The following is a 25020-nucleotide window of genomic DNA, read 5'->3' as shown; positions in this document are numbered from 1 at the left end:
CAACTCCGTAAGGTTCGGGGATACTCGCCAGGGGCAACGCCCACGCGGGGAGCGGGTATTCCGGTTTCAGTGTAATCGGTTCCGCGCCGGCCGGTCAGTCACCATCTCGCGAGCCAGCCCGCGGCCAGCCGGCGGCCGGTCTCGGTGAGAGCCGGCTCGAGGTCGGACGCCGGCTCGATCGGGTGCGCCGACTCCACTCCCATCACCCGCATCTCGCGGCCGGACATGCCCAGCGCCGAGGCGACCACCACCAGCGGGGTCTCGGCCTCGTCGCAGCGGCGGGCCAGTTCGGTGACGACCCCGCCACCGCGGCTGCCGAAGTCGAACGAGTCGCACGCGGTGACGACCAGGTCTGCCCCCGCCAGGGCCCGGGGCAGCCCCCAGACCTCGGCGGCGAGCGCCGCTCCGGTGGCCAGCCGGCCGCCCAGGGCCAGCACTGCGAAGCCCAGCCCGCCAGCCGCGCCCGCGCCGGGGGCGGCGGCCAGTTCGGGGGCAGCGGCCCGGGCGAAGCGCTCCAGCGCGTCGTCGACGGCGAGCATCCGGGGAGCCGCCACCAGGGCGGCCCGCCCCCGGCGCGAGGTGATGCCCCGCAGTCCGAGCAGCAGGTCCGTCTCCTCGCCGGGTGGCACGACGCCGACCAGCGGGCGATCGGCCAGCAGCTCGCGCACCGGGTGGAGGTCGAGTTCGGTGAGCCGGGCCAGGGCGTCCGGCCCGGCATCGAGTGGCACGTCGGCGACGGCGCCCAGCGCCCCCAGCAGGCCCGCGCCCGCGTCGTGGCAGGCCGGAGCCGATCCGGTCAGGTCGACCACCAGGGTGCCGGTCGGGGTCCTGGACGCCGCGTAGCCGGCCAGCCGACCGAGTGCGGAACTGCTACCGGCCAGCGGGGCGTCCGAGGGCTGGGACGCGATGCCCCCGACGGCGACCAGGCCGGCGCCGTGCGCGAGCCAGCCCGTGCTGAGCGACTCGAACTCGCCGTCCGGGCCGGCCAGCGCGCGGCCCAGTGCCGGGCCGCCCTCGGCGAGACCGATCACGGCCACATCGGCCGCGTCGGCGAAACCCCTGGCCAGCGCGACGGCGACGGTTCTGGGGGCGAGATCGCCGACCGGGCCCGTGGCCAGCAGGACCCGCGGGCGCCGATCAGCCATCGGCGCCGGCGGGCTCGGCCGGGCGGTTCAGCGCAGGTCCTCCGACGACTCGGGCTGGGTGGCCCCCGGGGCGGGCGGCTGCTCGTAGTTGCCGCCGGCCGGCAGCCGGCCCTGCTCGGCGTCGGCGCCCGCGCCGGCGAGCTCGCCGGCCGGCTGACCGAGCGAGGCCTTCAACGCCGCCAGCTCGTCGTCCACCTGGGCACCGGACGCCAGGGCGTCCAGCTCGCGGGTGATGTCGTCCTTGGCCATCCCGGTCGGGTCGTCCAGGGCGCCGCTGGCCAGCAACTCGTCGACGGCGGCGGAGCGCGCCTTGAGCTGCGTGGTCTTGTCCTCGGCCCGTTGGATCGCCTGCCCGACGTCGCCCATCTCCTTGCCGAGGCCGCTGAACGCCTCGGAGATTTTGTTCTGCGCCTCGGCGGCGGTGTAGCTGGCCTTGATCGTCTCCTTGCGGGTGCGGAAGGCGTCCACCCGGGATTGCAGTTGCTGGCTCGCCCGAACCAAGCGCTCCTCTTCGGACTGCAGCGCGGAATGCTGCTCCTGCAGCTCGGCCAGCTGCTGCTGCAGCCCGGACTTGCGGGTCAACGCCTCACGTGCGAGGTCTTCGCGATTGGATTCCAGCGCCCGTTTGGCGGCCGTGTTCAGCTTGTCGATCTGCTGGTTGAGCTGACCCGCCTGCAGTTCGACCCGCTTGCGGCTGGTGGCCACCTCGGCCACCCCGCGGCGCACCTGCTGCAGCAGCTCCAGCTGCTTGGTGTAGGAGTAGTCCAGGGTCTCGCGGGGATCCTCGAGCTTGTCGAGGGCCTTGTCGGCCTTGGCCGAGAAAATGGCCTTGATCCGTTGGAACAGCCCTGCCATGGGGGGTCTCGCCTTCCGTAGGGTTCGCGTGCTTCCCGCCCAGCCTATCCGGCGGCGCCCAGCCCGGGCCTCCCCGCACGTCCGGGCCGGCGCCCTGCGACGGCTCGGTCGTTCTCAGCAACGCCTGGTACTGGCACCTACGCCGGCTGTTTTCGTGTCACGACACGAAAACAGCCATCTGACCCGAGAACAGTCGGCGTTGCTGAGAACGGACGCCCCCGGGCACGACCCGAAGCCGTTCAGCCACGGGCCGCGGGGACGGCCACGGCGTCCGGCCGGGGTAGCATCAAGGGTCACCGATCCACCGACAGCGAGGTTCGCCGTGGGACTGTTCTCCCCCTCCAAGGGCTCCGGAGCCACCGGGTCCGAGCCGGCCCAGCAGGCCGCCCCCACCCAGGTGCCGACGCCGGCCCAGCCGAAGGGCAAGGCCGCCCCGACGCCGCGGCGCAAGGACGCCGAGGCGGCCCGTCGCGAGCGGTTGAATCCCACCCTGTCGCCCAAGGAGGCCCGCAAGCGGGCACGGCAACAGGCCACCGCCGAGCGTCGCAAGCAGGCCAGCGCACTGGACAACACCCCCGGCAAGCAGCTGATGCGCAACTGGGTGGACGCCCGCTTCAACCTGGCCGAGTGGTCGATGCCGATCCTGATGCTGCTGCTGGTGCTGGTGCTGGTGGTCAGCCCGGCCTACCCGGCCATCGTCGAACCCTCCACCTACGCCACCTGGTCGTTCATGCTGCTGATCGTCATCGACATCGTGATGATGTGGCGCGGGTTCAAGCGGCTGGCGGCCGAGCGCATCCCGAACGAACCGCTGAAGGGGCTGCTCTACTACGGCTTCAACCGCTCGCTGTCGCTGCGCCGCATCCGCATCCCCAAGCCGGTGGTGGCCCGCGGGGAGAAGATCTGATGGCCTGGTACTGGCGAGCCGAGGGCGGCCCGGCCGACCCGGACGCCCTGGCCGCGCTGGGTTTCGAGGCGCCGTTCGGTTCGCAGGCCGAGGCGGAGGCCTGGATCACCGCCGGCTACGCCGATCTGGCCGAGCAGGGCGTGAGCGCGGTGTCCCTCTACGAGGAGGACCGGCTGGTCTACGGGCCGATGAGCCTCGAGGTCGACTGAGCCCTTTGCAGCGGGCGAGTCACCCACCGCGGTCACCCGGTCAGTCCTCGCCGCGACCCGGCCATCCCCGCCGCCCGCAACAAGCGGGTCAGGCCGGCACCCGGGTGCGGCGTCCGCCCCGGTACAGCGCCAGGGCGAAGCCGGTGACGGCGAGGCCGACGCCACCCACCACCGGACGCGCCCACTGCGCCGCACTGAACCGTTCCTCGTAGGTCTGCACCTTGGTGCCCTGGGCGTTGCTGCAGGTCTGCCCGGGCTGCATCACCTGATCGCGGCACCAGATGGTCGGGTGCGCGCCCAGCACCAGCGCCCACAGCACCGCGGCCACCCCGACCGCGGCCAGCGCGAGGTGCGCCCACTGGCGCCAGCCGCCCGCTCTCACGACTCGCGCACTCCCGGGGTGACGAACGGCGGCTTGGTGACCTCGAACGGCTCCTCGCGGTTGCGCACCCGCACCGACACGGGGGTGCCGGGGGTCAGCGCGGGCGGCAGCAGAGCCAACGCCACGCCCTTGCCCAGGGTCGGCGAGAACGTGCCCGAGGTGACCTCGCCGACCACCTCACCGTCGGCCATCACCTCCATGTGCGGACGCGGGATGCCGCGTCCCAGCGACACCAGTCCGGTCAGCCGGCGCGGCACCCCCGCGGCCTTCTCGGCCCGCAACGCCGCAGCGCCCCAGAAGTCGTCCTTCTTCCAGCCGATCGCCCAGCCGACCCCGCACTGGCCGGCGGAGATGTCGGGCCGCAGGTCCTGGCCGTGCAGCGGGTACCCCATCTCGGTGCGCAGCGTGTCCCGGGCGCCCAGGCCGGCGGCCGCGATGCCGTACTGCTCGCCGGCGGCGAGCACGGCGTCCCAGACCGCGCCGGCGTCCGCGGCGGGCACGACGAGCTCGTAGCCGCGCTCCCCGGTGTAGCCGGTGCGGCACACGGTGAGCGTGACCCCACCGAGCTCTCCGGTGTCGAAGCGCATGTAGTCGTGGCCGACCGGCAACCCGATCGCGGCCAGCGTCTCGTCGGACAGCGGACCCTGCACGGCCAGCACCGCATAGTCGTCGTGCTCGTTGGTCACGGTGAGGCCTTCGGGCGCGGCGGCGGCCAGCCTCTCGACCACCTCGGCGGTGTTGGCGGCGTTGGGGATGAGGAAGATCTCATCGTCGGCCAGCCAGTACCAGATCAGGTCGTCGATCACCCCGCCGGCCTCGTTGCACAGCAGCGTGTACTGAGCCTGCCCGATGCCGATCTTGTGGACGTCGTTGCTGATGCAGGCGTTGAGGAACTCGGCCGCGCCGGCGCCCCGGATGCGCGCCTTGCCGAGGTGGCTGACGTCGAAGATGCCGACCGCCTCACGCACCGCCTTGTGTTCGGCGACGATGCCGCCGTACTGCAGCGGCATCGACCAGCCGCCGAACTCGGCGAACCTGGCCCCCAGCGCCTGGTGCCGGTCGTGCAAGGGGGACGTCTTCAGCTCTGACATGCGTGCTCCTCTGGTCTGCGAGACGAGCCTAGTGCCGGGCCGCCTCGGTGAGGATCGCGACCAGCTGGTCGACGTCGAGCGCGACCGGGTTGCCCTTGGTCGAGGACGCCTTCGCCGCCTGCTCGGCGATCGCCGGGTACTGCTCGGGGGTGATGCCGAGGCCGGCGATGCCCGGCACCTGCAGCTGCCGCACGGTCTCGGCCAGCCAGTCGAGCAGGGCATCCACCCCGGCGGTACCGGACAACAGCTCGCCGGCCCGGGCATACCGGGCCAGCGCCGGATGGTCGGGGTCGGTGGCCCGCAGGGCGGCGACGGTGCCGGCGCTGGCCGGCACCAGCAGGGTGGCGCAGGTCAGCCCGTGCGGGGCGCCGGTCAGTCCGCCGATCACCCCGGCCAGCCCGTGTACGGCGCCCAGCTTGGCGTTGGCCAGCGCCAGCCCGCCCAGCAGCGAGCACAGCGCCATGTCGGTACGGGCGGCCTGGTCGGCGCCGTCGTGGTAGGCCCGGCGCAGGCTGCGGCCGGCGCGCTGCAGGCCCTCGACGCAGAAGCCGTCGGTGAGCGGATTGGCGAACGGCGAGACGAACGGTTCCAGGCACTGGGTGAGCGCGTCCAGCCCGGACGACGCGGTCACCGACGGCGGGCAGCCAAGGGTCAGTTCGGGGTCGATCAGCGCCAGCCGGGCCAGCATCGACGGGGACCGCATGCTCACCTTGACACCGTGCTCGGTCGAGGTCACCACGCCGTTCATGGTCACCTCGGAGCCGGTGCCGGCGGTGGTCGGCACGGCCACGAACGGCAACGGCTGCTCGGCCAGCGGCCGGCCGGCGCCGATCACCTCCAGGTAGTCCAGGACATCGCCGGTGTTGGGCACCAGGGCGGCGATGAGCTTGGCGGCGTCCAGCACCGCTCCCCCGCCCAGGCCGACCACGACGTCCGCACCGTGCTCGCGGGCCGCGGCGACCCCGGCCCTGATGTCGTCGACGGTCGGCTCGCCGGCCACCGGCCAGGTCGCCGGGTCGGACACCCCGGCCAGCACGGCCGCGAACCGGTCCGGGTGCGCCCCGGTGCAGACGAACGGACGGCCGCCGATACCGGCGAGCAGGGCCGGCAGGTCGGCGCTGCTGCCGGCGCCGAAGACGATCCGGGTGGCGGTGGCGAAGCTGAAGCTGGTCACCGGCCAAGGATCCCACGGTCGGGGCGTCCGCATCGCCGGGCACGGCCTGCCCGGCGTCCGGCCCGCGGACTATGGTGACGGGTGATCCGCTCCTGTACCGCCGTGTGATTGGACTGCCCCCGTGACCTCGTTCAGCCTCCCTCCCCTCACTCTCGCGACCAGCGCCCCCGGTGACGCCGACGTGCTGGTGGTCGGGCTCGCCGAAAGCGCCGGCACAGCCGTCCTGGTCGGCGTTCCGGACTCCGTCGAGGCCCGGGTCGCCGACCAGTTCGGCCGGCCGCTGCTCGAGGTGGCCCGCGAACTGGGCGCCGCCTCGAAACCGGGAACCGCGGTGGCCCTGCCGGGGGTGGCGGGGAGCAGGCTCGTCACGGTCGGGCTGGGCGAGATCGACGTCACCCCCGAACAGGTCCGCCGGGCCGCCGGCAACGGCGTCCGCGCCGCCGCGGCACTGGCCGGCGACCGGCCGCTGCGGGTCGCCGTCAGCCTGGACGCCGTCGAGCCCGAGGTGGTCAAGGGCGCCGCCGAGGGTGCACTGCTCGGCTCGTACAGCTTCGTCAAGGTGAGCGGCACGCAGCCCAAGCCGGCCATCGCCTCGATCACCGTGGTCAGCAACTCGGGCCGCACCGAGGCCCGCGACGCGGTGGACGCCGCCCGCACCGTCGCCGAGGCGGTGTGCCTGGCCCGCGACTGGGTGAACACCCCGGCCAACGTGCTGTACCCGGAGACCTTCGCCGAGGCGGCCCGGACCGCCGCCAAGGGCACCAGGATCGACGTCGAGGTGCTCGACGACAAGGCTCTCGAGAAGGGCGGCTTCGGCGGCATCCTCGCAGTCGGCGGCGGCTCGTCCCGCGCCCCCCGGCTGGTCCGCTTCAGTTACGCCCCGCGCGGGGCGAAGGCGCACCTGGCCCTGGTCGGCAAGGGCATCACCTTCGACACCGGAGGGCTCAACCTCAAGCCGGCCGACGGCATGTACACGATGAAGAGCGACATGGCCGGCGCCGCGGCGGTGCTGGCCGCGACCAGGGCGATCGCCCGGCTGGGCCTGAAGGTCCGGGTCACCGCCTACGCGTCGATGGCCGAGAACATGCCCTCCGGCACCGCCTACCGTCCCTCGGACGTGCTCACCATGTACGGCGGCACCACCGTCGAGAACGTGAACTCGGACGCCGAGGGCAGGCTGGTGATGGCTGATGCCCTGGTACGGGCCGGTGAGGACTCCCCCGACCTGATCATCGACGTGGCGACCCTCACCGGTGCCTGCGTGGTCGCCCTCGGCGAGCGGGTCGCCGGGTTGATGGCCAGCGACGACACCGCCGCCGACGCGGTGCTCGACGCCGCCGAGAGCGCCGGTGAGGCGTTCTGGCAGCTGCCCATCCCCGACGGCACCCGGACCAAGCTGGAGTCGAAGGTGGCCGACCTTCGCTCGGGCGGCAACCGCGCCGGCGGCGCCCTGACCGCGGCGGCCTTCCTGCACAGCTTCGTCCCCGACGATGTGCCGTGGGCGCACCTCGACGTGGCCGGCCCCGCGTTCAACGACGAGGGCCCCTACGACTACGTGCCGACCGGCGGCACCGGGATGGCCGTGAGGACCCTGGTGGCCCTGGCCCAGTCCCTGCAGAGCTGACCGTGCGCACCGATGTGGTGATCGTCGGGGGCGGCGCCGCCGGCCTGCTGGCCGCCGTGGCCGCCCGCCGGCTCGGCCACTCCGTGGTGGTGCTGGAGCGCAGCCGGCAACTGGGCGGGGCGACCGCCGCCGGCGACGGCCACCTGTGGATGCCTGCCAACGACCTGGCCGGGCACGGCGGGCTGCCGGCCGACTCGGTACAGGACGCGCTCACCTACCTGGCCGGTCTGGTCGGCCCGCGAGACGAGGCGCAGCGGGCGAGACTGGCGGCCTTCACCCGGACGGCTGCGGTCGTGGCTCGGTGGCTGGTGTCCTCCCGGATCGCGCTGGAGGCGGTGAAGGGCGTCCCGGACTGCCGCGCTGAGGCCGAGGGCGGCAGGCCGCAGGGCCGCACGTTGCGCGCCCGCGGTTCGGCGGCCGCCCTGGACGACGACTGGGCGCAGCGCGTCCGGCCGGCGCAGGACGCCGAGGACACCGGTGGCCTGTGGGCGCGACTGCGGCGTCCGTTCGGCCGGGCCGAGACGCCCGGCGGCCAGGCGCTGGTCATCGAGTTGCTGCGCAGGGCGCTGACCAGCGGCGTCCAGTTCTGGCTGAACGCGCCCATGACGTCGCTGCTGGTGCGCAACGACGCCGTGCACGGAGTGCTGGTCGATCTCGACGGCGCCGAGGTGACGCTCGAGGCGGGCCGCGGGGTGCTGCTGGCGTGCGGCGGCTTCGAGGCCGACCAGACGCTGCGCGAGAAGCATCTGCCGGCCCCGACCTCGGTGGACTGGTCGGTGGGCGGCGACAACGACGGCGCCGCGCTGCGGGTGGCCGGGCAGGTCGGCGCGGCGACCGCCGGACTTGACCGGGCCTGGTGGACGCCGGTGCTGCTGGCCGAGGGCCGCCCGCACCGGCTGGACGCCGCCCGGGTCGCGCCGCACGGGCTGATGGTGGACGCCGCGGGCGACCGCTTCGTCGACGAGGCCGAGCCCGGCGGCACCGTCGGGCGCCGGATGTACGAGCACAATCGCGGGCAGCGCTCCGTGCCGTCCTTCCTGGTGCTGGACAACCGGCATCGCAAGGCGCACGCGCTCGGACCGTGGCCGGCCGGCGGCTCACCCAAGTCTGCTCTCGAAGCCGGCGAGTTGGTGCGCGGCGGCACGCTGGACGAACTGGCCGGCGCCCTGGGAGTCGACCGGGCGGGGCTGCTCGGCAGCGTGGTCGCCTTCAACGCCCTCGCCAAGCGCGGCAAGGACACCGACTTCCAGCGCGGGGACAGCGCCTGGGACCGGCTCCTCGGCGACCCGCTGCTGCGCCGCAACCCCTGCCTGGGCGGCGTCGACAAGGGGCCCTTCTGGGGAGTGCGGGTCCATCCGGGCGACGAGGGCACGGCCGGCGGGCTGGTGATCGACGATCGCTCGCGGGTGGTCAGGAAGGACGGCGAGCCGGTCCCGGGCCTGTGGGCGTGCGGCGGTGCTGCGTGGTCGGTCTTCGAGGGCGTCCAGCCCGGCTCGGGTGCGTCGCTGGCGGCGGCCCTGGTCGAGGCGTACCGGGCCGTGGTCGAGATGTCGAACCAGTTGGACCGGATCGACGAGGCGCTGGGCTGATCCCTCGTTCAGCCCCGGGGGCTCAGGCGGTGTGGCCGCGGCCCTTGAGCCGCGCGTTGTAGTCGCGCATCCGCTGCGGATACCCGACCACCCCGGCGTCGTAGAGGGGCAGCGCGTGCCGGCCGGCGAAGCGGCGTCCCCAGGCCGGCGACTCGATCGAGCGCCGGGTCCACTCGCCGTCGGCCGCGACCAGCAGCATGCTCGGCCGGGCCATCGTGGTCTGCGGCTCGAGGAAGGCCTCGACCCCGCGGCGGGTCGCCACGAACTCCTCCAGGTGCCCCTGGGTCGCCGAGTCGACCCGGACACCCCGGTCCCGACCGCGCCAGAAGTCCCATCGCAATGCCACCCAGCCATTGTGCACTGCGGGCTGGGACGGGCCGCGAAGCACGCTCCGGCTGCACCTGCTCAACCTGGTGGCGACCGGATAGGGTGAAGTCTGGTTCTGGCAGTCCCGTCGAAGGAGACCCACTCATGTCAACGCCCGTTCCTTTGCCCGCCCTGGGTGAAAGCGTCACCGAGGGTACGGTTTCGCGCTGGCTCAAGCAGGTCGGCGACACCGTCGAGGTGGACGAACCCATCGTGGAGGTGTCCACCGACAAGGTCGACACCGAAATCCCTTCTCCGGCTGCCGGCGTCATCCTGGAGATCAAGGTCGGTGAGGACGAGACCGCCGAGGTCGGCGCCGTGCTGGCCGTGATCGGCGACGCCAGTGAGGCCGAGGGCGGCGGCGACTCGGGGAGCTCCGGCGACGACGACGAGGCAGCCGCACCGGCGCCCGCCGAGGACGTCCCCGCCGAAGAGGCCGACGCCGAGGAGCCCGACGCCCCCGAGGTGGCCGAAGCCCCCTCGACCGAGGCGCCGGAGCCGAAGGCGTCCGGCGGTGGCGGCGGGGCCGGAACCGAGGTGACGCTGCCCCAGTTGGGCGAGTCGGTCACCGAGGGCACCATCTCGCGCTGGCTCAAGCAGGTCGGCGACACCGTCGAGGCCGACGAGCCCATCGTCGAGGTCTCCACCGACAAGGTCGACACCGAGATCCCGGCACCGACCGGTGGCGTCCTGCTCGAGATCCGGGTCGGCGAGGACGAAACCGCCGCGGTCGGCGCGGTGATCGCCGTGATCGGCGAACCGGGTTCGGAGGGCTCCGGCGGCGAGCCGGCGTCCGATCAGCCCGAGGTGGCCGACGAGACTCCCGAGGAGCCCCGCGGCGACGGCGTCAGCGAAGAGGCCGAGCAGGGCAACGCCGAGGTCGCCAAGGACGCCGGGGCGAAGGCCGAGCCGCAAGCCCGGCCCGAGCCGAAGCCGGAGCCCAAGCCCGCCGCCGAGGCACCCAAGCCGCCCGCACCGGCGCCGAAGCCCCCGGCGAAGCCCGCCGAGTCCGAGGACGTCGGTTACGTGACGCCGCTGGTGCGCAAGCTCGCCGCGCAGCACGGCGTGTCGCTGGCCAGCGTCAAGGGCACCGGCGTGGGTGGCCGCATCCGCAAGCAGGACGTCCTGGCCGCCGCCGACGAGGCCAAGAAGGCCGCCGAGGCGCCCAAGCCCGCGGCCGCCCCGGCTCCGGCCGCCGCACCCGCGGCGTCCGCACCCGCCCCCGCCGCGGCACCTCCGGAGGGCAGCAAGCGCGGCACCACCGAGAAGATCAGCCGGATGCGTTCGGTGATCGCCAAGCGCATGGTCGAGTCGCTGCAGGTCGCGGCGCAGCTGACCGGCACGGTCGAGGTCGACCTGACCAACATCAGCCGGCTGCGAGCCCGGGCCAAGGACGACTTCAAGAAGCGCGAGGGCGCGTCGCTGTCGTACCTGCCGTTCATCTGCAAGGCGGTCACCGAGGCGCTGAAGCAGTTCGACAAGGTCAACGCCACGATGGACATCGAGGCGGGCACCATCACCTACCACGACGCCGAGCATCTGGGCATCGCGGTGGACACCGAGCGTGGCCTGCTGGTGCCGGTCATCCGCGACGCCGGCGACCTCTCGCTGGCCGGCCTGGCCAAGAAGATCGGCGATGTGGCGGCCCGCTCGCGCACCAACAAGATCGGCCCCGACGAGCTCAGCGGCGGCACCTTCACGATCACCAACTACGGCTCGGCCGGCACCCTGTTCGACACTCCGATCATCAACCAGCCGCAGGCGGCGATCCTCGGCACCGGCGCGCTGGTGAAGCGTCCGATGGTGGTCTCCGATCCGGTGCTCGGCGAGGTGATCGCGGTGCGCGACATGATGTACCTGTCGCTCAGCTACGACCATCGGCTGGTCGACGGCGCGGACGCCGCCCGCTTCCTGTCGGTGGTGAAGGCCCGCCTGGAGGCAGGCGACTTCGGCGGCGAGCTGGGGCTCTGAGCCTGCGCAGCGCACGCTGACCCGACGCCCGTCACCCCCGGGGTGGCGGGCGTCGCGGCGTCCGGGGTGCGCCGGATCACGTGGTCGGACGCCATTGCCGGGACAGCGCAGCGGTGGCGGTCTGCAGAGCGGCATCGGCGCCGGTAACCGGCAGTCGGCGTCACGGTTCCAGCCGGGGGTGCGTCAGGTCGCGGCCCGACGTGCCAACTCAAGGCTGCGGCGGCTGCGGGCCAGCAGGAGCGCTGGCCGGTCGAGCAGCTCGTGAGTCACCCGCACGATCTTCCAGCCCGGCGCCGCAGTTCGTACCTGCCACGCCCGTCCGCCTCGACCAGTACCCGGGTGCCGACGATCCGGCCGTCCGCCGGTAGCCGGTGCCGGGCACCTCGAACTGGGGTTCCAGCGGCAGTTGCCAGGCGTCGAACGTCAGTGCCGTCCTGAATTCCAGGGACCGACTCGCGGCGAGGGTCGCCCAGTCGCAGCACATTTGGGGGTGGACCGGCGGCACCTGCTCTCGATCGCCGATCAACTCCGAGCCATCGCCGCCGCCGGGGCCGTCGTGCTGCTGATCAGCCACGACGACGACCTGCTCGCGCTGGCCGCCGACGCCCAGGTCGCCCTGCTGCCGCTCGAGGAGGCGTCGGGCCCGGCCCGCCCCGGCCTGACGCCGATGCCGGCGCACCCGTGAGCGGGCATAGACTCGCCGCGTGCCCGAACCCCGCGAAGCGGATGCCAGAGCGACCCAGTTCCAGTACCTGGGCCTGACCGACGAACCGCCACGGCTCAGCCCGTACCTGCCCACCTGGGAGTACCAGCGGCAGATCCACGCCCGGGTCGCCTCCGGCGAACTGCCGCCGCAGGTGCTCTACGTCGAGCACGAACCGGTCTACACCGCCGGACGCCGCACCGAGCCGCACGAACGCCCCTTCGACGGCACCCCGGTGGTCGACGTCGACCGGGGCGGCAAGATCACCTGGCACGGCCCCGGCCAGTTGGTCGGCTACCCGATCGTGTTCCTCCCCCGGGGGGTCGGGGTCGTCGACTACGTCCGCCGGGTCGAGGAGGCGCTGATCCGGGTGTTGGCCGACTACGGGCTGGACACCGGCCGGGTGGAGGGCCGCACCGGGGTGTGGTTGCCCGGAGCGTCCGGACGCCCCGAGCGCAAGATCGCCGCCATCGGCATCAGGGTTTCGAAGCAGACCACCATGCACGGCTTCGCGCTGAACGTGACCAGCCAGCTGGGCGGCTTCGACAACATCGTGCCGTGCGGCATCGCCGACGCCGGCGTCACGTCGATGGCCGCCGAGCTCAGCACCCCCGTCCCCACCCTGGTCGAGGTGGCGCAGGCGCTCGAGCCACACCTGAGCGAGCTGCTCGCGCTGCGTGCCTACCACCGGGCACCCGAGTTCGCCACCGGCTGAGAACCGGCCCCGAGCCGTCCGGGGCAGTCGGGATAGGATGGCCGGGTGACCCTTGCAGACGACGCCGTCACCCCCAGGCCGCCGACCACGCCGCCCGCCGGGCGACGGTTGCTGCGGCTCGAGGTGCGCAACTCCCAGACCCCGATCGAGCGCAAGCCGCCGTGGATCCGCACCACCGCGCGGATGGGTCCCGAGTACCGCGGCCTGATGAAACTGGTCAACGACGAGGAGCTGCACACCGTCTGCCAGGAGGCCGGCTGCCCCAACATCTACGAGTGCTGGGAGGACAAGGAGGCCACCTTCCTGATCGGCGGCGACTCCTGCACCCGGCGCTGCGACTTCTGCCAGATCGAATCCCGCAAGCCGTCGGGCTACGACCGGGGCGAGCCGCTGCGGGTCGCCGAGAGCGTGCAGAAGATGGGGCTGCGCTACGCCACGGTCACCGGGGTGTGCCGTGACGACCTCGAGGACGAGGGCGCCTGGCTGTACTCCGAGACGATCCGGCAGATCCACCAGGTCAACCCCGGCGTCGGGGTCGAGATGCTCGCCCCCGACTTCTCCGGTCACCGGCACCTGCTGCAGCAGCTGTTCGACACCCGTCCCGAGGTGTTCGCGCACAACGTCGAGACGGTGCCGCGGATCTTCCGGCGGATCCGGCCAGGCTTCAGCTACGACCGTTCGCTCGAGGTGCTGCGTTGGTCGCGCGAGGAGGGCCTGGTCACCAAGTCGAACCTGATCCTCGGCATGGGTGAGACTCGCGAGGAGATCTCCCAGGCGCTGCGCGACCTGTACGACGCGGGCACAGAGCTGATCACCATCACCCAGTACCTGCGCCCCTCGGTGCGGCACCACCCGATCGACCGCTGGGTGACCCCCGAGGAGTTCGCCGAACTCGAGGCGGAGGCCACCGAGATCGGCTACCCGGGCGTGCTGTCCGGGCCGCTCGTCCGCTCCTCGTACCGGGCCGGACGCCTCTACCGCACGGCGCTGGAGTCGCGCCGCCGTCGCGACCGGGACGCCACCAGGACCAACGGCTCCGCGGGCGCGAACGGCGCCGCCGGCGTCCGCATCACCGCCACGATCGACGGGAGTTCGCATGGCCAGTGACAAGGCGAAGGAGCTCGCCGCCAAGCAGAAGGCCGAACGCCGGGCCGAGAAGCTGCGGAAGAAGAACTCCGACGACCCCCGTGACTGGGGCAGGGTGCGGCAGATCATCGAGGCGTACAAGCGCACCAACGAGATCGACCCCGAGCTGAAGTGGTGGACTCTGGCCGCCACCGCCGGGCCGGTCCTGCTGTGCGTGCTGCTCGGGTTGTGGCTGCAGCCGTGGTGGCTGTGGCTGATCACCGGCCTCATGTTCGCCCTGGTCGGCGCGCTGTACGTGCTCACCTGGCGGGTGAAGAAGGCCAACTACAAGCGCTACGAGGGGCAGGCGGGCTCGTCCGAGGTCGCCCTGCAACTGCTCAACAAACGCAAGTGGACCTACGAGCTCGGCATCGCCGCGACCCGGCAGATGGACGTCGTGCACCGGGTGGTCGGCCCGCCCGGGGTGGTGCTGATCGCCGAGGGCACTCCCGCCCGTGCCCGGGCGTTGCTCGGCACCGAGGCGAAGAAGCACGAGCAGGTCGCCTACGGCGTCCCGGTGACCCAGGTGATGGTCGGCAAGGACCAGGGCCAGGTGCCGCTCGACCACCTGCAGAAGCACCTGGAGAAGCTGCCCAAGGCGATGCAGCCGCAGCAGCTCACCGAGGTGAAGCAGCGGCTGCGGGCACTGGACGCCATGCGTCCCAAGATGCCGGTGCCGCGCGGGCCGATGCCCACCATGAAGGGCGTCAACAGGGCGATGCGCGGCCGCTGACCGGCTCGACCCACACTGCGGACGCCAGCTCGGCGGGCACCTCGGCCGCCAGCACCGTGGCCCCCGGCACGATGCCCAGGTCGCGGCAGCGGGCCAGGATCGCCGGGTCGGCGTCCGAGACCCGCACCACCGTGCACGGCCCCTGCGCCTCGCCCGGCCGCATCGCGTCCGGCCTGCGCAGGGTGCCGTCGGCGCCCGGGATCGGGTCGCCGTGCGGGTCGGCCGCCGGATGGCCCAGCAGCGCATCGATCCGCTCGATCAGTTGCTCGGACGCCGCGTGCTCGAGCGCCTCGGCCTCGTCGTGCACCTCGGCCCAGTCGTAGCCGAGCATCCGGACCAGGAACGTCTCGATCAGCCGGTGCCGGCGCACCATCGCCACCGCGAGCCGCTCGCCGGCCGGGGTGAGCCGCACCGGTCGGTACGACTCGTAGTCGACCAGCCCCTGACCCGCCAGCCGCTTCACCATGTCGGTCACCCCGGCCGCCGACGTGTGCAACCGCGCGGCGAGCCCCTTGGAGGTGATCGGCGGGTCGCCCCACTCGGTCGCCGACCAGATGACCTTCAGGTAGTCCTGGGCCACCGGCGTGAGGTCGTCGACGCCGGTCATCCGGCCACCGTGAGGGCCAGCAGTGCCACGTTCAGCGCCACGATCAGCCCCACCACCAGCCAGGCCACGATCCGGGTGAGGGTGCCGTTGGCGAACTCACCCATCAGTTCGGCGTCGTTGGTCAGCCGCAGCAGCGGAACGACCGCGAACGGGATGCCGACGCTGAGCAGCACCTGGCTGAACACCAGCGCCCAGGTCGGCTCGACGCCGATGCTGAGCACGATGAGTGCGGGGATCAGGGTGATCGCCCGGCGCACCAGCAACGGCACCTTGACCCTGAGCAGCCCCGCCATGATCGAGGCGCCGGCGTAGCTGCCCACCGATGTCGAGGCCAGCCCCGAGGCGAGCAGTCCGATGCCGAAGATGATCCCGACGGCCGGACCCAGTGCGTTGCTGATCGCGGCGTGCGCCCCGATGATCGAGTCGGTGCCGGACACGCCCTGCAACGCCGACGCCGCCAGCAGCAGCATCGCGATGTTGACCGTGCCCGCCACCAGCAGCGACAGCACGACGTCCCACCGGGTGGCCCGCAGCAGTCGTGGCACCCACTCGGCGCCGGTGGCCCCGTGCCGGTCGACGGCCAGCGACGAATGCAGGTAGATGGCGTGCGGCATCACCGTGGCGCCCAGCATGCCGGCGGCCAGCAGCACCGTCTCGACGCCGGCGAAGCGCGGCACCAGGCCGGCCGCCGCGGCGCCCCAGTCGACGGGACTGAAGAGCAGCCCCGAGCCGAAGCCGACGGTGATCACGGCCAGCAGCCCGATCACGACGAACTCGAACGGACGCTGCCCGCGGCGGGACTGCACGGCCAGCAGCGCCATCGACAAGGCCCCGACGATCAGCCCGCCCAGCGGCAGCGGCACCCCGAACAGGATGTACAGGGCGAGCGCGCCGCCGATGACTTCGGCCAGGTCCGTGGCGGCGGCGACGATCTCCGCCTGGCCCCAGAACAGCAGCCGCGGCGTCCGGCCCAGTCGGGCGCCGAGCAACTCCGGCAGGCTGCGCCCGGTCACCAGGCCGAGCTTGGCCGACAGGTATTGGATCAGCACCGCCATTCCGTTCGCGGCGACCAGCACCCACACCAGCAGGTAGCCGTACTGCGCCCCGGCGGTGAGGTTGGCGGCCACGTTGCCGGGATCCACGTAGGCGATGGCCGCGACGAACGCCGGTCCCAGCAGCCAGTGCAACGGCCGGTGGGCGCGGGCCCGCGACACCAGGGGCCCGACACTCATAAAAGTTAAGGTACCTGAACTTTGGCCCGTCTCCGTGCGTTTCGACACTGGGTTCGCACCCTCGGTGGGGCACGTCCAGGGCGACGCGAAGGCCGTCGGCACGGGCTCAGTCGACAAACTCGGACAGCTCCAGCCAACGCTCCTCGAGGTCGGCCAATCGGCTGCGCCGATCACCGATCCGTGCCATGGCCTCCGACAGGCCCACGTAGTCGGAGTGATCGTGATCGGCCAGGGCGTGTTCGGCCCGGACGATCTCGTCGCTCAGTCGCGCGATTCGCCGCTCCACCGACGCCAGTTCCTTCTGCGCGGCCCGCAACTCGGCACCGGAGAGTTCGGCGGTCGCCGCCGGCGTGGGGGCGGCGCTGGCGCGTCGGGCCGATCCGGCGTCGGCCCGCAGCCGCAGGTACTCGTCCACCCCACCGGGCAGGTGCCGCAGGCGTCCGTCCAGGATGGCGTACTGCTGATCGGTGACCCGCTCGATCAGGTAGCGGTCGTGCGACACCACCAGCAGCGTGCCCGGCCACGAGTCGAGCAGATCCTCCAGCGCGGTCAACATGTCGGTGTCGACGTCGTTCGACGGCTCGTCGAGGATCAGCACGTTGGGCTCGTCGAGCAGCACCAGCAGCAACTGCAGGCGGCGCTTCTGTCCGCCGGACAGCTCGCCCACCCGCGCCGACAGGTGCTCGCGGGCGAAGCCGAGCCGCTCCAGCAGCTGCGCCGGGGTCAGCTCACGACCCTCGACCACATAACTGGTCCGGGTGCGGGCCAGCACCTCGCGGACGCGGTCGCCGGCGATCGCCGCGAGCTGTTGGAACTGTTGGTCGAGGACGCCGAGCTTGACCGTCCTGCCCCGCTTGACCCGGCCCGCAGTGGGTTGCACGGTGCCGGCGACGAGCCCGAGCAGCGTCGACTTGCCGGCGCCGTTGGCGCCCAGGATCGCGGTCCGCTCGCCGGGCGCGATCCGCCACTCGACGTCGCGCAGCACCTCGTGCTCGCCGAACGTGACGCCCGCGTCGAGCAGATCGACCACGTCCTTTCCCAGCCGGGCGGTGGCCAGCCGGTTGAGTTCGAGCCGGTCCCGGGGCGGCGGCACGTCCTCGATCAGCACGTTGGCGGCGTCGATGCGGAACTTGGGCTTGGCGGTGCGGGCCGGGGCCCCCCGGCGCAGCCAGGCCAGCTCCTTGCGCATCAGGTTCTGCCGCTTGGCTTCGACGGCGGCGGCCTGGCGGTCGCGCTCGACCCGCTGCAGCACGTAGGCGGCGTAGCCGCCCTCGAACGGCTCGACGATCCGGTCGTGCACCTCCCAGGTGGCGGTCGCCACCTCGTCGAGGAACCACCGGTCGTGGGTGACCAGCAGCAGGCCGCCCGCGTTGCCGGCCCAACGCCCCTTCAGGTGACCGGCCAGCCAGTTGATGCCCTCCACGTCGAGGTGGTTGGTCGGCTCGTCGAGGGCCAGCACGTCCCAGTCGCCCGCCAGCAGCGCGGCCAGGGCGACCCGGCGCCGCTGCCCGCCGCTGAGCGTGTCGACGACCGCGTCGAACTCCAGGTCGCCGACCAGCCCGGCCAGCACGTCCCTGATCCTCGGGTCGGACGCCCAGACGTGCTCGGCCGCCGCGCCCACGACCGCCGAGCGCACCGTGGCGCCGGCGGGCAGGGTGTCGGCCTGGTTCAGCATGCCGACCCGGACGCCGCCGCGCCGGGTGATCCGGCCGGCGTCGGGTTCGAGGTCACCGGCGAGCAACCGCAGCAGGGTGGACTTGCCGTCACCGTTGCGCCCGACCACGCCGATCCGGTCGCCCTCGTTCACCCCGAGCGTGATCGAGTCGAGCACGACCCGGGTCGGGTATTCGAGGTGCACATCCTCGGCGCCGAGCAGGAAAGCCACCCGCCCAGCCTAGGGCTCCGGCGGCTGCGCCCCCTCCCCAAGGGTGACCGTGGGCGGTACCGGTGGCCAGGCGGCTCGGATCCTTGCCAGAATGACCCGGGTGACTGCCACAGCCACCCCGTTCACCGCCACCTACCGACTGCAGCTGCATCGCGGCTTCACCCTCGACGACGCCGCGGCCGCCGTGCCGTACCTCGCCGACCTCGGCGTCAGCCACCTGTACCTGGCCCCGATCCTGACCGCCGTGCCGGGCTCGTTGCACGGCTACGACGTGCTCGACCACACCGCGATCAACCCCGAACTGGGTGGTCGTGAGGCGCTCGAGCGACTCGCCGAGCGGGCGCACCGGGCCGGTCTGGGCATCGCCGTCGACATCGTGCCCAACCACATGGCGCTGGTCGATCCCCAGTGGCGCAACGCCCCGCTGTGGGACGTGCTCACCCACGGCCGAAACGCCGCCCATGCGCACTGGTTCGACGTCGACTGGGACCACCTGGACGGCCGCTTCGGGCTGCCGCTGCTGGGCGGCTCGCTGGCCGACGAGTTGGCCGCCGGCAGCCTCACCGTGGAGGTCGGACGCCCCGACGAAGGCCCGGCGTCCGGGCAGCCGGTGCTGCGCTACTACGACCACGTGCTGCCGTTGCGGCCGGACGGTCCGGACACCGACGACCTGGCCGAGCTGCTGGCCGCCCAGCACTGGCTGCTGGCGTCGCACACCGAGGCCGCGCAGGTGCTCAACTACCGGCGCTTCTTCGAGGTGGACCAGCTGGTCGCCGTCCGGGTCGAGGAGCCGGACGTGTTCGACGCCACCCACGCCCTGCTGCTCGACCTGCACCACGCGGGGGTGATCGACGCGTTCCGGGTCGACCATCCAGACGGCCTCGCCGACCCCGAGGGCTACCTGGCCAGGCTCGCGGCCGGCTGCCGGCCGGGCACCCCGATCTGGGTGGAGAAGATCCTCGAGGGCGACGAGCGGCTGCCCGCCTGGGCGTGCCACGGCACCACCGGCTACGACGCCGCGGCCGTGCTCGGCACCGCCCTGGTCGACCCGGGCACGGTCCCGGCCGTGAGCGAGGCGTGGGCGGCGACCGGCGGCGAACCGTCGCTCGAGGTCGTCACCGAGGCGTCCAAGCGCCAGGTGCTGGCCCAGCTGCTGCAACCCGAGCTGAACCGGCTGCACCGGGCCGCCGTGTCCGCGCTGCCCGACCTGGACGCCACCCTGCTGCGGGCCGCCCTGGCCGAACTGCTCGTGCAACTCCACGTGTACCGTGCCTACGTCACCCCCGGGGTCGAGCCGGACGCCGACCTGGTCGAACCGCTGCGGGCCGCGCTACGCCGGGCGGTTGCCACCCGGCCCGACCTGGCCGAGACCGCGACCGCGCTGGCCAGGGTGCTGGAACGGCCCGAGACCGCCACCGGCGACGCGGCGGCGGCGTCCGACCTGTGCGTGCGCTTCCAGCAAACCACCGGACCGGTGATGGCCAAGGGCATAGAGGACACCACCTTCTACCGCTGGCACCGGCTGGTGGCGCTGAACGAGGTGGGCGCCGACCCGGCCACCGGTGAGCATCCCGGCGTGGCCGAGCTGCACGCGTGGGCGACGCACCAGGCCGCGCACTGGCCGCTGGGCCTGACCACGCTCTCGACCCATGACACCAAACGCAGCGAGGACGTCCGGGCGAGGCTGCTGGCGCTGGCCGGCGACGAGACTGCGTGGCGCCGGCTGTCCGCTCTGGGCCGTGAGGCGTCCGCGCGGCACGGGGTGGACGCCGCCACCGGCCACCTGGTCTGGCAGACCGTCGCCGGCGCCACCCCGTTGACCACCGAACGCCTGCAGGCCTACCTGACCAAGGCGCTGCGCGAGGGTAAGCAGCGCACCAGTTGGCTGCAACCCGACGACGACTACGAGCAACGCGTTCAGGCATTGGGGGCTGAGGCGCTCGCCGGCTCGGAGCTGGCCACCGCCATCGCCGAGGCCGTCGAGGCCGCCGCCGAGCCGATCCGCACCGTCACCCTGGCCCAGAAGCTGGTGCAGCTGACCCTGCCCGGCGTCCCCGACACCTATCAGGGCGCCGAGCTGCTCAACCTCACCCTGGTCGACCCGGACAACCGCTCCGACGTCGACGTCGCCGCGAGTGCCGAACGGCTCGCCGCCCTGGACGCCGGGGCCGAACCGCGCGACCTGGCCGACGAGATCCTGCTCGTCACGTCGCGCGTGCTGCGGGTACGGAGGGCCAGGCCGGACGCCTTCGCCACCGGCTACGCACCCGTCGACCTCGGCCCGGAGCTGCTCGCCTTCCGCCGCGGCGAGCAGCTGCTGGTGGTGGTCCGCAGGTTGGCGCACGCGTCCCGTCCGGACGCTGTCGCCCTGCCGCCGGGCGACTGGCAGGATCTGCTCACCGCCACCGCGCACTCGGGCAGCACCGGCACGTTGTTCGACACTCTGCCGGTCGCGTTGCTCGCGAAGGGAGCCTGATGCTGCATCGCTACTCGGTCTGGGCCCCGGAGGCCGAACGCGTCGACGTGCACCTCGGCGCCGATGCGAGTCGGATCGAGCCGATGTCGCCCGACGGCAACGGCTGGTGGGCGCTCGACGTCGAGCCGGGCGACGGGCGCTACGCGTTCAGCCTGGACGGCGGCGACCCCAGGCCGGATCCGCGCGGCCGCCGGCTGCCCGACGGCGTCCACGCCGCCAGCGCCCTGGTCGACCCGGCCCGGTTCGTCTGGACCGATGGCGATTGGAAGGGCCGCTCACTACGGGGTTCGGTGATCTACGAACTCCATGTCGGCACGTTCACCGAGGCCCGGACCTTCGACGGGGCCATCGAACGCCTGGACCATCTCGTCGAGCTCGGCGTCGATGTCGTCGAGCTGATGCCGGTGGCCTCCTTCCCCGGCCGCAACGGGTGGGGCTACGACGGCGTCTCGCTGTTCTCGGTGCACGAGCCCTACGGCGGACCCGACGGTCTGAACCGGTTCGTGGACGCCGCCCACGCCCGCGGGCTGGCCGTCTGGCTCGACGTGGTCTACAACCACCTCGGCCCGGTCGGCAACTACCTTCCCCAGTTCGGCCCGTACTTCACCGACCGGCACCAGACGCCGTGGGGCGTGGCGGTCAACCTCGACGGGCCGGGCAGCGACGAGGTGCGCGCCTACTTCACCGACAACGTGCGGCAGTGGTTCCTCGACTACCACCTCGACGGGCTGCGGCTGGACGCCGTGCACGCCCTGCATGACGAGTCCGCGACCCACCTGCTCGAAGAGTTGGCGAAGCTGGCCGAGGACATCGGCGAGGCCACCGGCATACCCCGGGTGCTGGTCGCCGAGTCCGACCGCAACGACCCCCGGACGGTGGCCCCGCGTGGGGTAGGCGGGGCCGGCGGGCAGGGCCTCGACGGGCAGTGGGCGGACGACGTCCACCACATGCTGCACGTGCTGCTGACCGGCGAGACCCAGGGCTACTACGCCGACTTCGCGGACCCGCAGGCGCTGCCCAAGACGTTGACGCACAGCCCCTTCTTCCACGACGGCACGTTCTCGACGTTCCGCGAGCGCCGGCACGGGCGTCCGGTCGAGCCGCACGTCACCCCCGGCTGGCGGTTCGTCGCCTCGCTGCAGACCCACGACCAGATCGGCAACCGGGCGACCGGTGAGCGGGTGGGTCAGCTGGCCGGCCGCGGCCGGGCCGCGATCGGCGCCGCGCTGCTGCTCACCTCGCCGTACACGCCGATGCTGTTCATGGGTGAGGAGTTCGACGCCTCCACCCCGTGGCAGTACTTCACCGACCATTCCGAGGAGTGGCTCGCCGAGTCGATCCGCGAGGGACGCCAGGCCGAGTTCGCCGAGCACGGCTGGTCGGGCAACGTGCCCGACCCGCAGGATCCGGGCACGGTCGAAACCTCGACGCTGAACTGGGCAGACCTCGACGATCCGGGGCGGCGCGAACTCTTCGACTGGTACCGGACGCTGCTGCGGCTGCGCAAACTGATCGGCCCCATCCGTGACGCCGAGCTCGGCGAGGGCGCGGTGGCCCGTGAGGGTGACCTGCTGCTGGTCCGCCGCGGGCTGCTCGAGGTGCTGGCCAACCTGGGCGCCGAGCCGGGCCGGTTGACCGTCCCGGACGGCTCGGAACTGTTGGTCGGCTACGGGCAGGTGGGGCTGACCGGGTCGACGGTCGAGCTGGGCCCGCACAGTGTCGGCCTGCTGCGTGCCCCGCTGCCCGAGATCACCGGAGAGCTGCCCCGGATCACCGACTGAGCCGGGGGTGGGCGTTCTCATCAACGCCCACTGCTTTCGGCAACCGTGACTGTTCTCGTGTTGCAACACGAAAACAGTCACCGTAGGTGCGAGTAGGCGGCGTTGATGAGAACGGCCCACCCTCGGTCCACCCGGTCTGCCGGGACACCCGGCGTCCGCCGGATGACGAACACCCGTCATCCCGGGCCCCGGTCCGGGATTTCGGATCAGCTCAGCACGGCCTCGGGCTGCTCGGCGACAGCCCGGGTCACCTCGCGCAGCCGCAGCCACCACTGCTGCTTCGGACGCCGGAACTCGGCGTCCATCAGGTCCATCATCGCCGCCAGCGGCACGTCGGTGACCCGCGACTCGGTCAGGCCCACCAGGTAGCTGCCGTCACTGCCGGCGTCGAGCTGTTCGGCGATCCGGTCCAGGCCGTGGCCGACCAGGCGGGTGGCGAGCAGCCTGTCGAAGGGGCTGGGCGTGCCGCCCTGCTGCTGGTGGCCGATCACCGCACGCCGGACGTCGTACAGCCCGCGGCCCTCCTCCTCGAGGATCGAGGCGATCACGTCGGTGGTGTAGTTCTCGTTGGCTCGCTCGTTGCGGACGGCCAGGAACAGTGTCCGTCCGGCCGCGAACGAGCGGTGCAGCCATTGCACGTCGTCGTTCAGCCGGTCGAGGGAGACGCCCTCCTCGTGCAGGTAGATGCGCTCCGCTCCCCCGGCGAGGCCGCCCATCAGCGCGAGATACCCGCACCAGCGGCCCATGGTCTCGACCACGAAGCAGCGCCGGGTCGCTGCCGCGGACTGCTTGATCCGGTCGATCGCCTCGGCGATCACATTCAGTGCGGTGTCCGCGCCGATGGCGAGTTCGGTGCCGGGCAGGTTGTTGTCGATCGAGGCCGGCACGCACATGATCGGGATGCGGAAAGCCGGATACCGGTCCCGCTCGGCATGCAGCAGGTGCGCCGAGCGGTAGGCGTTCCAGCCGCCGATCACCAGCAGCGCGTCGAGTTCGTGCCTCTCCAGCGAGCGGCTGATCGCGTACAGCTCCTCGACGGTGGGGACGGAGCGGCGCAGCCCGAGGTTGGCGCCGCCGTCGGCCGTCCAGGCCTCCACATCGCCCCAGGTCAGCTCGGTGACCCGGCCGTCGCGCAGGCCCGGGAAGCCGTCATGGATGCCGAGCATGGTGTACCCGCGGCTGATCCCCAACCGCACCGCCGCCCGCGCGGCGGTGTTCATCCCCGGCGCGAGGCCGCCGGCGTGGATGACGCCGATCCGGCGTCCCCCCGGCTCGGCCGCCAGCCGGGACGGCTCGGACAGTTCGGTGAACAGGCCCGCCATGGTGACGAACGAGTCGCCGCGCCGGGCCATCGCCGCCGGGTAGTCGCCGGCGGAGATCAGCCCCGCCACCTCGCGGGTCCGCGCCACCGCCTCGACCAGGTCGATGGCTGCCACTCGATTGCCGCGGAAGCCGAACACCTGGCCGGGTGAGCCCGGATCGGCGGCCAGCACGGCGCGGGCCGCCTCGTAGCCGAGCCAGGTCGAGCACCAGCGGTCGAACGCGCTGGGTGCGCCGCCGCGCTGCACGTGGCCGAGGATGGTGACCCGGGTGTCCTCACCGAGCTGCCCCTCGATGATCTGCCGGACCCGCTCGGAGGTGATCCGGTTTCCGTCCGGGTCGACGGCCCCCTCGGCGACCAGCACGATCGAGTCGCGGCGCCCGGCTGCCCGACCGCGGGCCAGCTCGGCACACATCCGCTCCTCCCAACCGGGCTCCGGCGGACGCTCCGGCAGCAGCACGTAGTCGCAACCGCCGGCCACCGCCGCCATCAGGGCCAGGTAGCCGCAGTGCCTGCCCATCACCTCGACCACGAAGCTGCGCTGATGGCTTGCGGCGGTGCTGGCCAGGTCGTCGATGGCGGCGACGATCCGGTGCAGGGCCGAGTCGGCGCCGATCGTCATGTCGGTGCCGACCAGGTCGTTGTCGATCGAACCGACCAGGCCGGCGATCATCAGCGCCGGATGCTCGGCCGCCGTCGCGGCGTCCAGTTCGCCGGACGCGACCAGTTCGTCCAGCAGGTCGGGCCATTCGGCGCGGAAGACGTCGAGCCCGGTCAGGCTGCCGTCGCCACCGATCACCACCAACCGGTCGATCCCGACCGCCACCAGATTGGCTGCCGCCCTGCGGCGTCCGTCGCGTTCGCGGAAATCGCGGCTGCGGAACGTGCCGATCAGGGTGCCGCCCCGGTGCAGGACGTTGCCCACGTCGTCCCAGCCAAGCCTTCGGATGCCCGGGCCGCCGTCGACCATGCCCTGGTAGCCCTCGTAGATCGCGTACGTTTCGGCGCCCATGCCGAGCGCGGTGCGGGCCACCGCCCGCACCGCCGCGTTCATCCCCTGGGCGTCGCCTCCGCTGGTGAGAATGCCCACCCTCTTGCCCGCACCGAGCTGATCGACCATGGGTTCATC

The 25020-nt window shown here is 72.7% G+C and carries 21 protein-coding genes; 11 read left to right on the top strand and 10 right to left on the bottom strand.

What is annotated here, in order from left to right; translation table 11 throughout:
- Positions 1–98: 98 nt before the first annotated feature.
- Both OIE40_RS02255 and OIE40_RS02250 read right to left on the bottom strand, forming a co-directional pair.
- On the bottom strand, positions 99–1145 hold the full coding sequence (locus OIE40_RS02255) for a glycerate kinase (RefSeq protein ID WP_264699508.1): 1047 nt from the start codon (positions 1143–1145) through the stop codon (positions 99–101).
- 27 nt (positions 1146–1172) lie between these two features.
- Complete coding sequence (locus OIE40_RS02250; protein ID WP_319805191.1) at positions 1173–2000, bottom strand: PspA/IM30 family protein; 828 nt, start codon at positions 1998–2000, stop codon at positions 1173–1175.
- Positions 2001–2322: 322 nt separating this feature from the next.
- Here OIE40_RS02250 and OIE40_RS02245 point away from each other — a divergent pair, with 322 nt between their 5' ends.
- Both OIE40_RS02245 and OIE40_RS02240 read left to right on the top strand, forming a co-directional pair.
- Positions 2323–2907: a DUF3043 domain-containing protein gene (locus OIE40_RS02245; RefSeq protein WP_264699506.1), complete on the top strand. Its 585-nt coding sequence runs from the start codon at positions 2323–2325 to the stop codon at positions 2905–2907.
- Entirely contained in the window at positions 2907–3116 is a 210-nt protein-coding gene (locus OIE40_RS02240) for a hypothetical protein (protein ID WP_264699505.1), read from the top strand. Before OIE40_RS02245 ends, OIE40_RS02240 begins: the two co-directional genes overlap by 1 nt.
- Positions 3117–3204: 88 nt before the next feature.
- Here the strand turns inward: OIE40_RS02240 and OIE40_RS02235 are convergent, their stop codons facing one another.
- From OIE40_RS02235 to OIE40_RS02225, 3 genes are read right to left on the bottom strand one after another with little or no spacing between them, the layout of a single operon-like run.
- A complete protein-coding gene (locus OIE40_RS02235; protein ID WP_264699503.1) occupies positions 3205–3498 on the bottom strand; it encodes a hypothetical protein in 294 nt (97 codons plus the stop codon).
- On the bottom strand, positions 3495–4589 hold the full coding sequence (gene gcvT / locus OIE40_RS02230) for a glycine cleavage system aminomethyltransferase GcvT (RefSeq protein ID WP_264699502.1): 1095 nt from the start codon (positions 4587–4589) through the stop codon (positions 3495–3497). The genes OIE40_RS02235 and gcvT overlap by 4 nt, the downstream gene beginning before the upstream one ends.
- 28 nt (positions 4590–4617) lie before the next feature.
- Positions 4618–5763, bottom strand: a complete 1146-nt coding sequence (locus tag OIE40_RS02225; RefSeq protein ID WP_264699500.1) for an iron-containing alcohol dehydrogenase — start codon at positions 5761–5763, stop codon at positions 4618–4620.
- Positions 5764–5884: 121 nt separating this feature from the next.
- Between OIE40_RS02225 and OIE40_RS02220 the strand changes: the two genes are divergently transcribed.
- Positions 5885–7387 (top strand): leucyl aminopeptidase, encoded by a 1503-nt coding sequence (locus tag OIE40_RS02220; RefSeq protein ID WP_264699498.1) that lies wholly within the window; start codon positions 5885–5887, stop codon positions 7385–7387.
- Between the two features lie 2 nt (positions 7388–7389).
- Positions 7390–8976, top strand: a complete 1587-nt coding sequence (locus OIE40_RS02215; RefSeq protein WP_264699496.1) for an FAD-dependent oxidoreductase — start codon at positions 7390–7392, stop codon at positions 8974–8976.
- Positions 8977–8998: 22 nt separating this feature from the next.
- Here the strand turns inward: OIE40_RS02215 and OIE40_RS02210 are convergent, their stop codons facing one another.
- The gene (locus OIE40_RS02210) at positions 8999–9322 is read right to left on the bottom strand and encodes a hypothetical protein (protein WP_264699494.1); all 324 of its coding nucleotides are present in this window, start codon (positions 9320–9322) and stop codon (positions 8999–9001) included.
- Between the two features lie 125 nt (positions 9323–9447).
- On the opposite strand from OIE40_RS02210, the gene sucB reads away from it, so the two are divergent.
- The 5 genes from sucB to OIE40_RS02185 all read left to right on the top strand — a co-directional run bounded on the left by sucB (position 9448) and on the right by OIE40_RS02185 (position 14589).
- Entirely contained in the window at positions 9448–11313 is a 1866-nt protein-coding gene (gene sucB / locus OIE40_RS02205) for a 2-oxoglutarate dehydrogenase, E2 component, dihydrolipoamide succinyltransferase (protein ID WP_264699492.1), read from the top strand.
- Between the two features lie 490 nt (positions 11314–11803).
- Entirely contained in the window at positions 11804–11998 is a 195-nt protein-coding gene (locus OIE40_RS02200) for a hypothetical protein (protein ID WP_264699490.1), read from the top strand.
- 19 nt (positions 11999–12017) lie between these two features.
- Positions 12018–12731 carry a lipoyl(octanoyl) transferase LipB gene (lipB, locus tag OIE40_RS02195; RefSeq protein WP_264699488.1) on the top strand — a complete coding sequence of 238 codons (714 nt, stop codon included), beginning with the start codon at positions 12018–12020 and terminating at the stop codon, positions 12729–12731.
- 45 nt (positions 12732–12776) lie between these two features.
- Positions 12777–13838 (top strand): lipoyl synthase, encoded by a 1062-nt coding sequence (gene lipA, locus OIE40_RS02190; RefSeq protein WP_264699486.1) that lies wholly within the window; start codon positions 12777–12779, stop codon positions 13836–13838.
- Entirely contained in the window at positions 13828–14589 is a 762-nt protein-coding gene (locus OIE40_RS02185) for a DUF4191 domain-containing protein (RefSeq protein ID WP_264699484.1), read from the top strand. The genes lipA and OIE40_RS02185 overlap by 11 nt, the downstream gene beginning before the upstream one ends.
- Here OIE40_RS02185 and OIE40_RS02180 read toward each other — a convergent pair.
- The 3 genes from OIE40_RS02180 to OIE40_RS02170 form a co-directional block, all read right to left on the bottom strand.
- Entirely contained in the window at positions 14564–15196 is a 633-nt protein-coding gene (locus OIE40_RS02180) for a metal-dependent transcriptional regulator (protein ID WP_264699482.1), read from the bottom strand. The two genes, OIE40_RS02185 and OIE40_RS02180, sit on opposite strands and share 26 nt — an antisense overlap.
- Entirely contained in the window at positions 15193–16428 is a 1236-nt protein-coding gene (locus tag OIE40_RS02175) for an Nramp family divalent metal transporter (RefSeq protein WP_264699480.1), read from the bottom strand. Before OIE40_RS02175 ends, OIE40_RS02180 begins: the two co-directional genes overlap by 4 nt.
- A gap of 106 nt (positions 16429–16534) precedes the next feature.
- A complete protein-coding gene (locus tag OIE40_RS02170; protein ID WP_264699479.1) occupies positions 16535–18313 on the bottom strand; it encodes an ABC-F family ATP-binding cassette domain-containing protein in 1779 nt (592 codons plus the stop codon).
- Between the two features lie 100 nt (positions 18314–18413).
- Here OIE40_RS02170 and treY point away from each other — a divergent pair, with 100 nt between their 5' ends.
- Positions 18414–20789 (top strand): malto-oligosyltrehalose synthase, encoded by a 2376-nt coding sequence (gene treY / locus OIE40_RS02165; protein WP_264699477.1) that lies wholly within the window; start codon positions 18414–18416, stop codon positions 20787–20789.
- Entirely contained in the window at positions 20789–22570 is a 1782-nt protein-coding gene (treZ, locus tag OIE40_RS02160; RefSeq protein ID WP_264699475.1) for a malto-oligosyltrehalose trehalohydrolase, read from the top strand. Before treY ends, treZ begins: the two co-directional genes overlap by 1 nt.
- 206 nt (positions 22571–22776) lie before the next feature.
- On the opposite strand, the gene OIE40_RS02155 is transcribed toward treZ, so the two are convergent.
- Positions 22777–25011, bottom strand: a complete 2235-nt coding sequence (locus OIE40_RS02155; protein WP_264699472.1) for a 6-phosphofructokinase — start codon at positions 25009–25011, stop codon at positions 22777–22779.
- Between the last annotated feature and the right edge of the window lie 9 nt (positions 25012–25020).

Source organism: Micropruina sonneratiae (genome assembly GCF_025972045.1).
In the GTDB taxonomy this organism is placed as follows: Bacteria; Actinomycetota; Actinomycetes; order Propionibacteriales; family Propionibacteriaceae; genus Micropruina; species Micropruina sonneratiae.
The sequence above is the reverse complement of the archived record's forward strand: the minus strand, read 5'-3'. Positions and strand labels throughout refer to the sequence as shown.

What these genes read in the sequence shown, in the direction of transcription:
- OIE40_RS02255 (WP_264699508.1), bottom strand. Translation starts at nt 1,145, where the DNA reads ATGGCTGATCGGCGCCCGCGGGTCCTGCTGGCCACGGGCCCGGTCGGC.
- OIE40_RS02250 (WP_319805191.1), bottom strand. Translation starts at nt 2,000, where the DNA reads ATGGCAGGGCTGTTCCAACGGATCAAGGCCATTTTCTCGGCCAAGGCC.
- OIE40_RS02240 (WP_264699505.1), top strand. Translation starts at nt 2,907, where the DNA reads ATGGCCTGGTACTGGCGAGCCGAGGGCGGCCCGGCCGACCCGGACGCC.
- gcvT (WP_264699502.1), bottom strand. Translation starts at nt 4,589, where the DNA reads ATGTCAGAGCTGAAGACGTCCCCCTTGCACGACCGGCACCAGGCGCTG.
- sucB (WP_264699492.1), top strand. Translation starts at nt 9,448, where the DNA reads ATGTCAACGCCCGTTCCTTTGCCCGCCCTGGGTGAAAGCGTCACCGAG.
- OIE40_RS02185 (WP_264699484.1), top strand. Translation starts at nt 13,828, where the DNA reads ATGGCCAGTGACAAGGCGAAGGAGCTCGCCGCCAAGCAGAAGGCCGAA.
- OIE40_RS02180 (WP_264699482.1), bottom strand. Translation starts at nt 15,196, where the DNA reads ATGACCGGCGTCGACGACCTCACGCCGGTGGCCCAGGACTACCTGAAG.
- OIE40_RS02175 (WP_264699480.1), bottom strand. Translation starts at nt 16,428, where the DNA reads ATGAGTGTCGGGCCCCTGGTGTCGCGGGCCCGCGCCCACCGGCCGTTG.
- treZ (WP_264699475.1), top strand. Translation starts at nt 20,789, where the DNA reads ATGCTGCATCGCTACTCGGTCTGGGCCCCGGAGGCCGAACGCGTCGAC.
- OIE40_RS02155 (WP_264699472.1), bottom strand. Translation starts at nt 25,011, where the DNA reads ATGGTCGATCAGCTCGGTGCGGGCAAGAGGGTGGGCATTCTCACCAGC.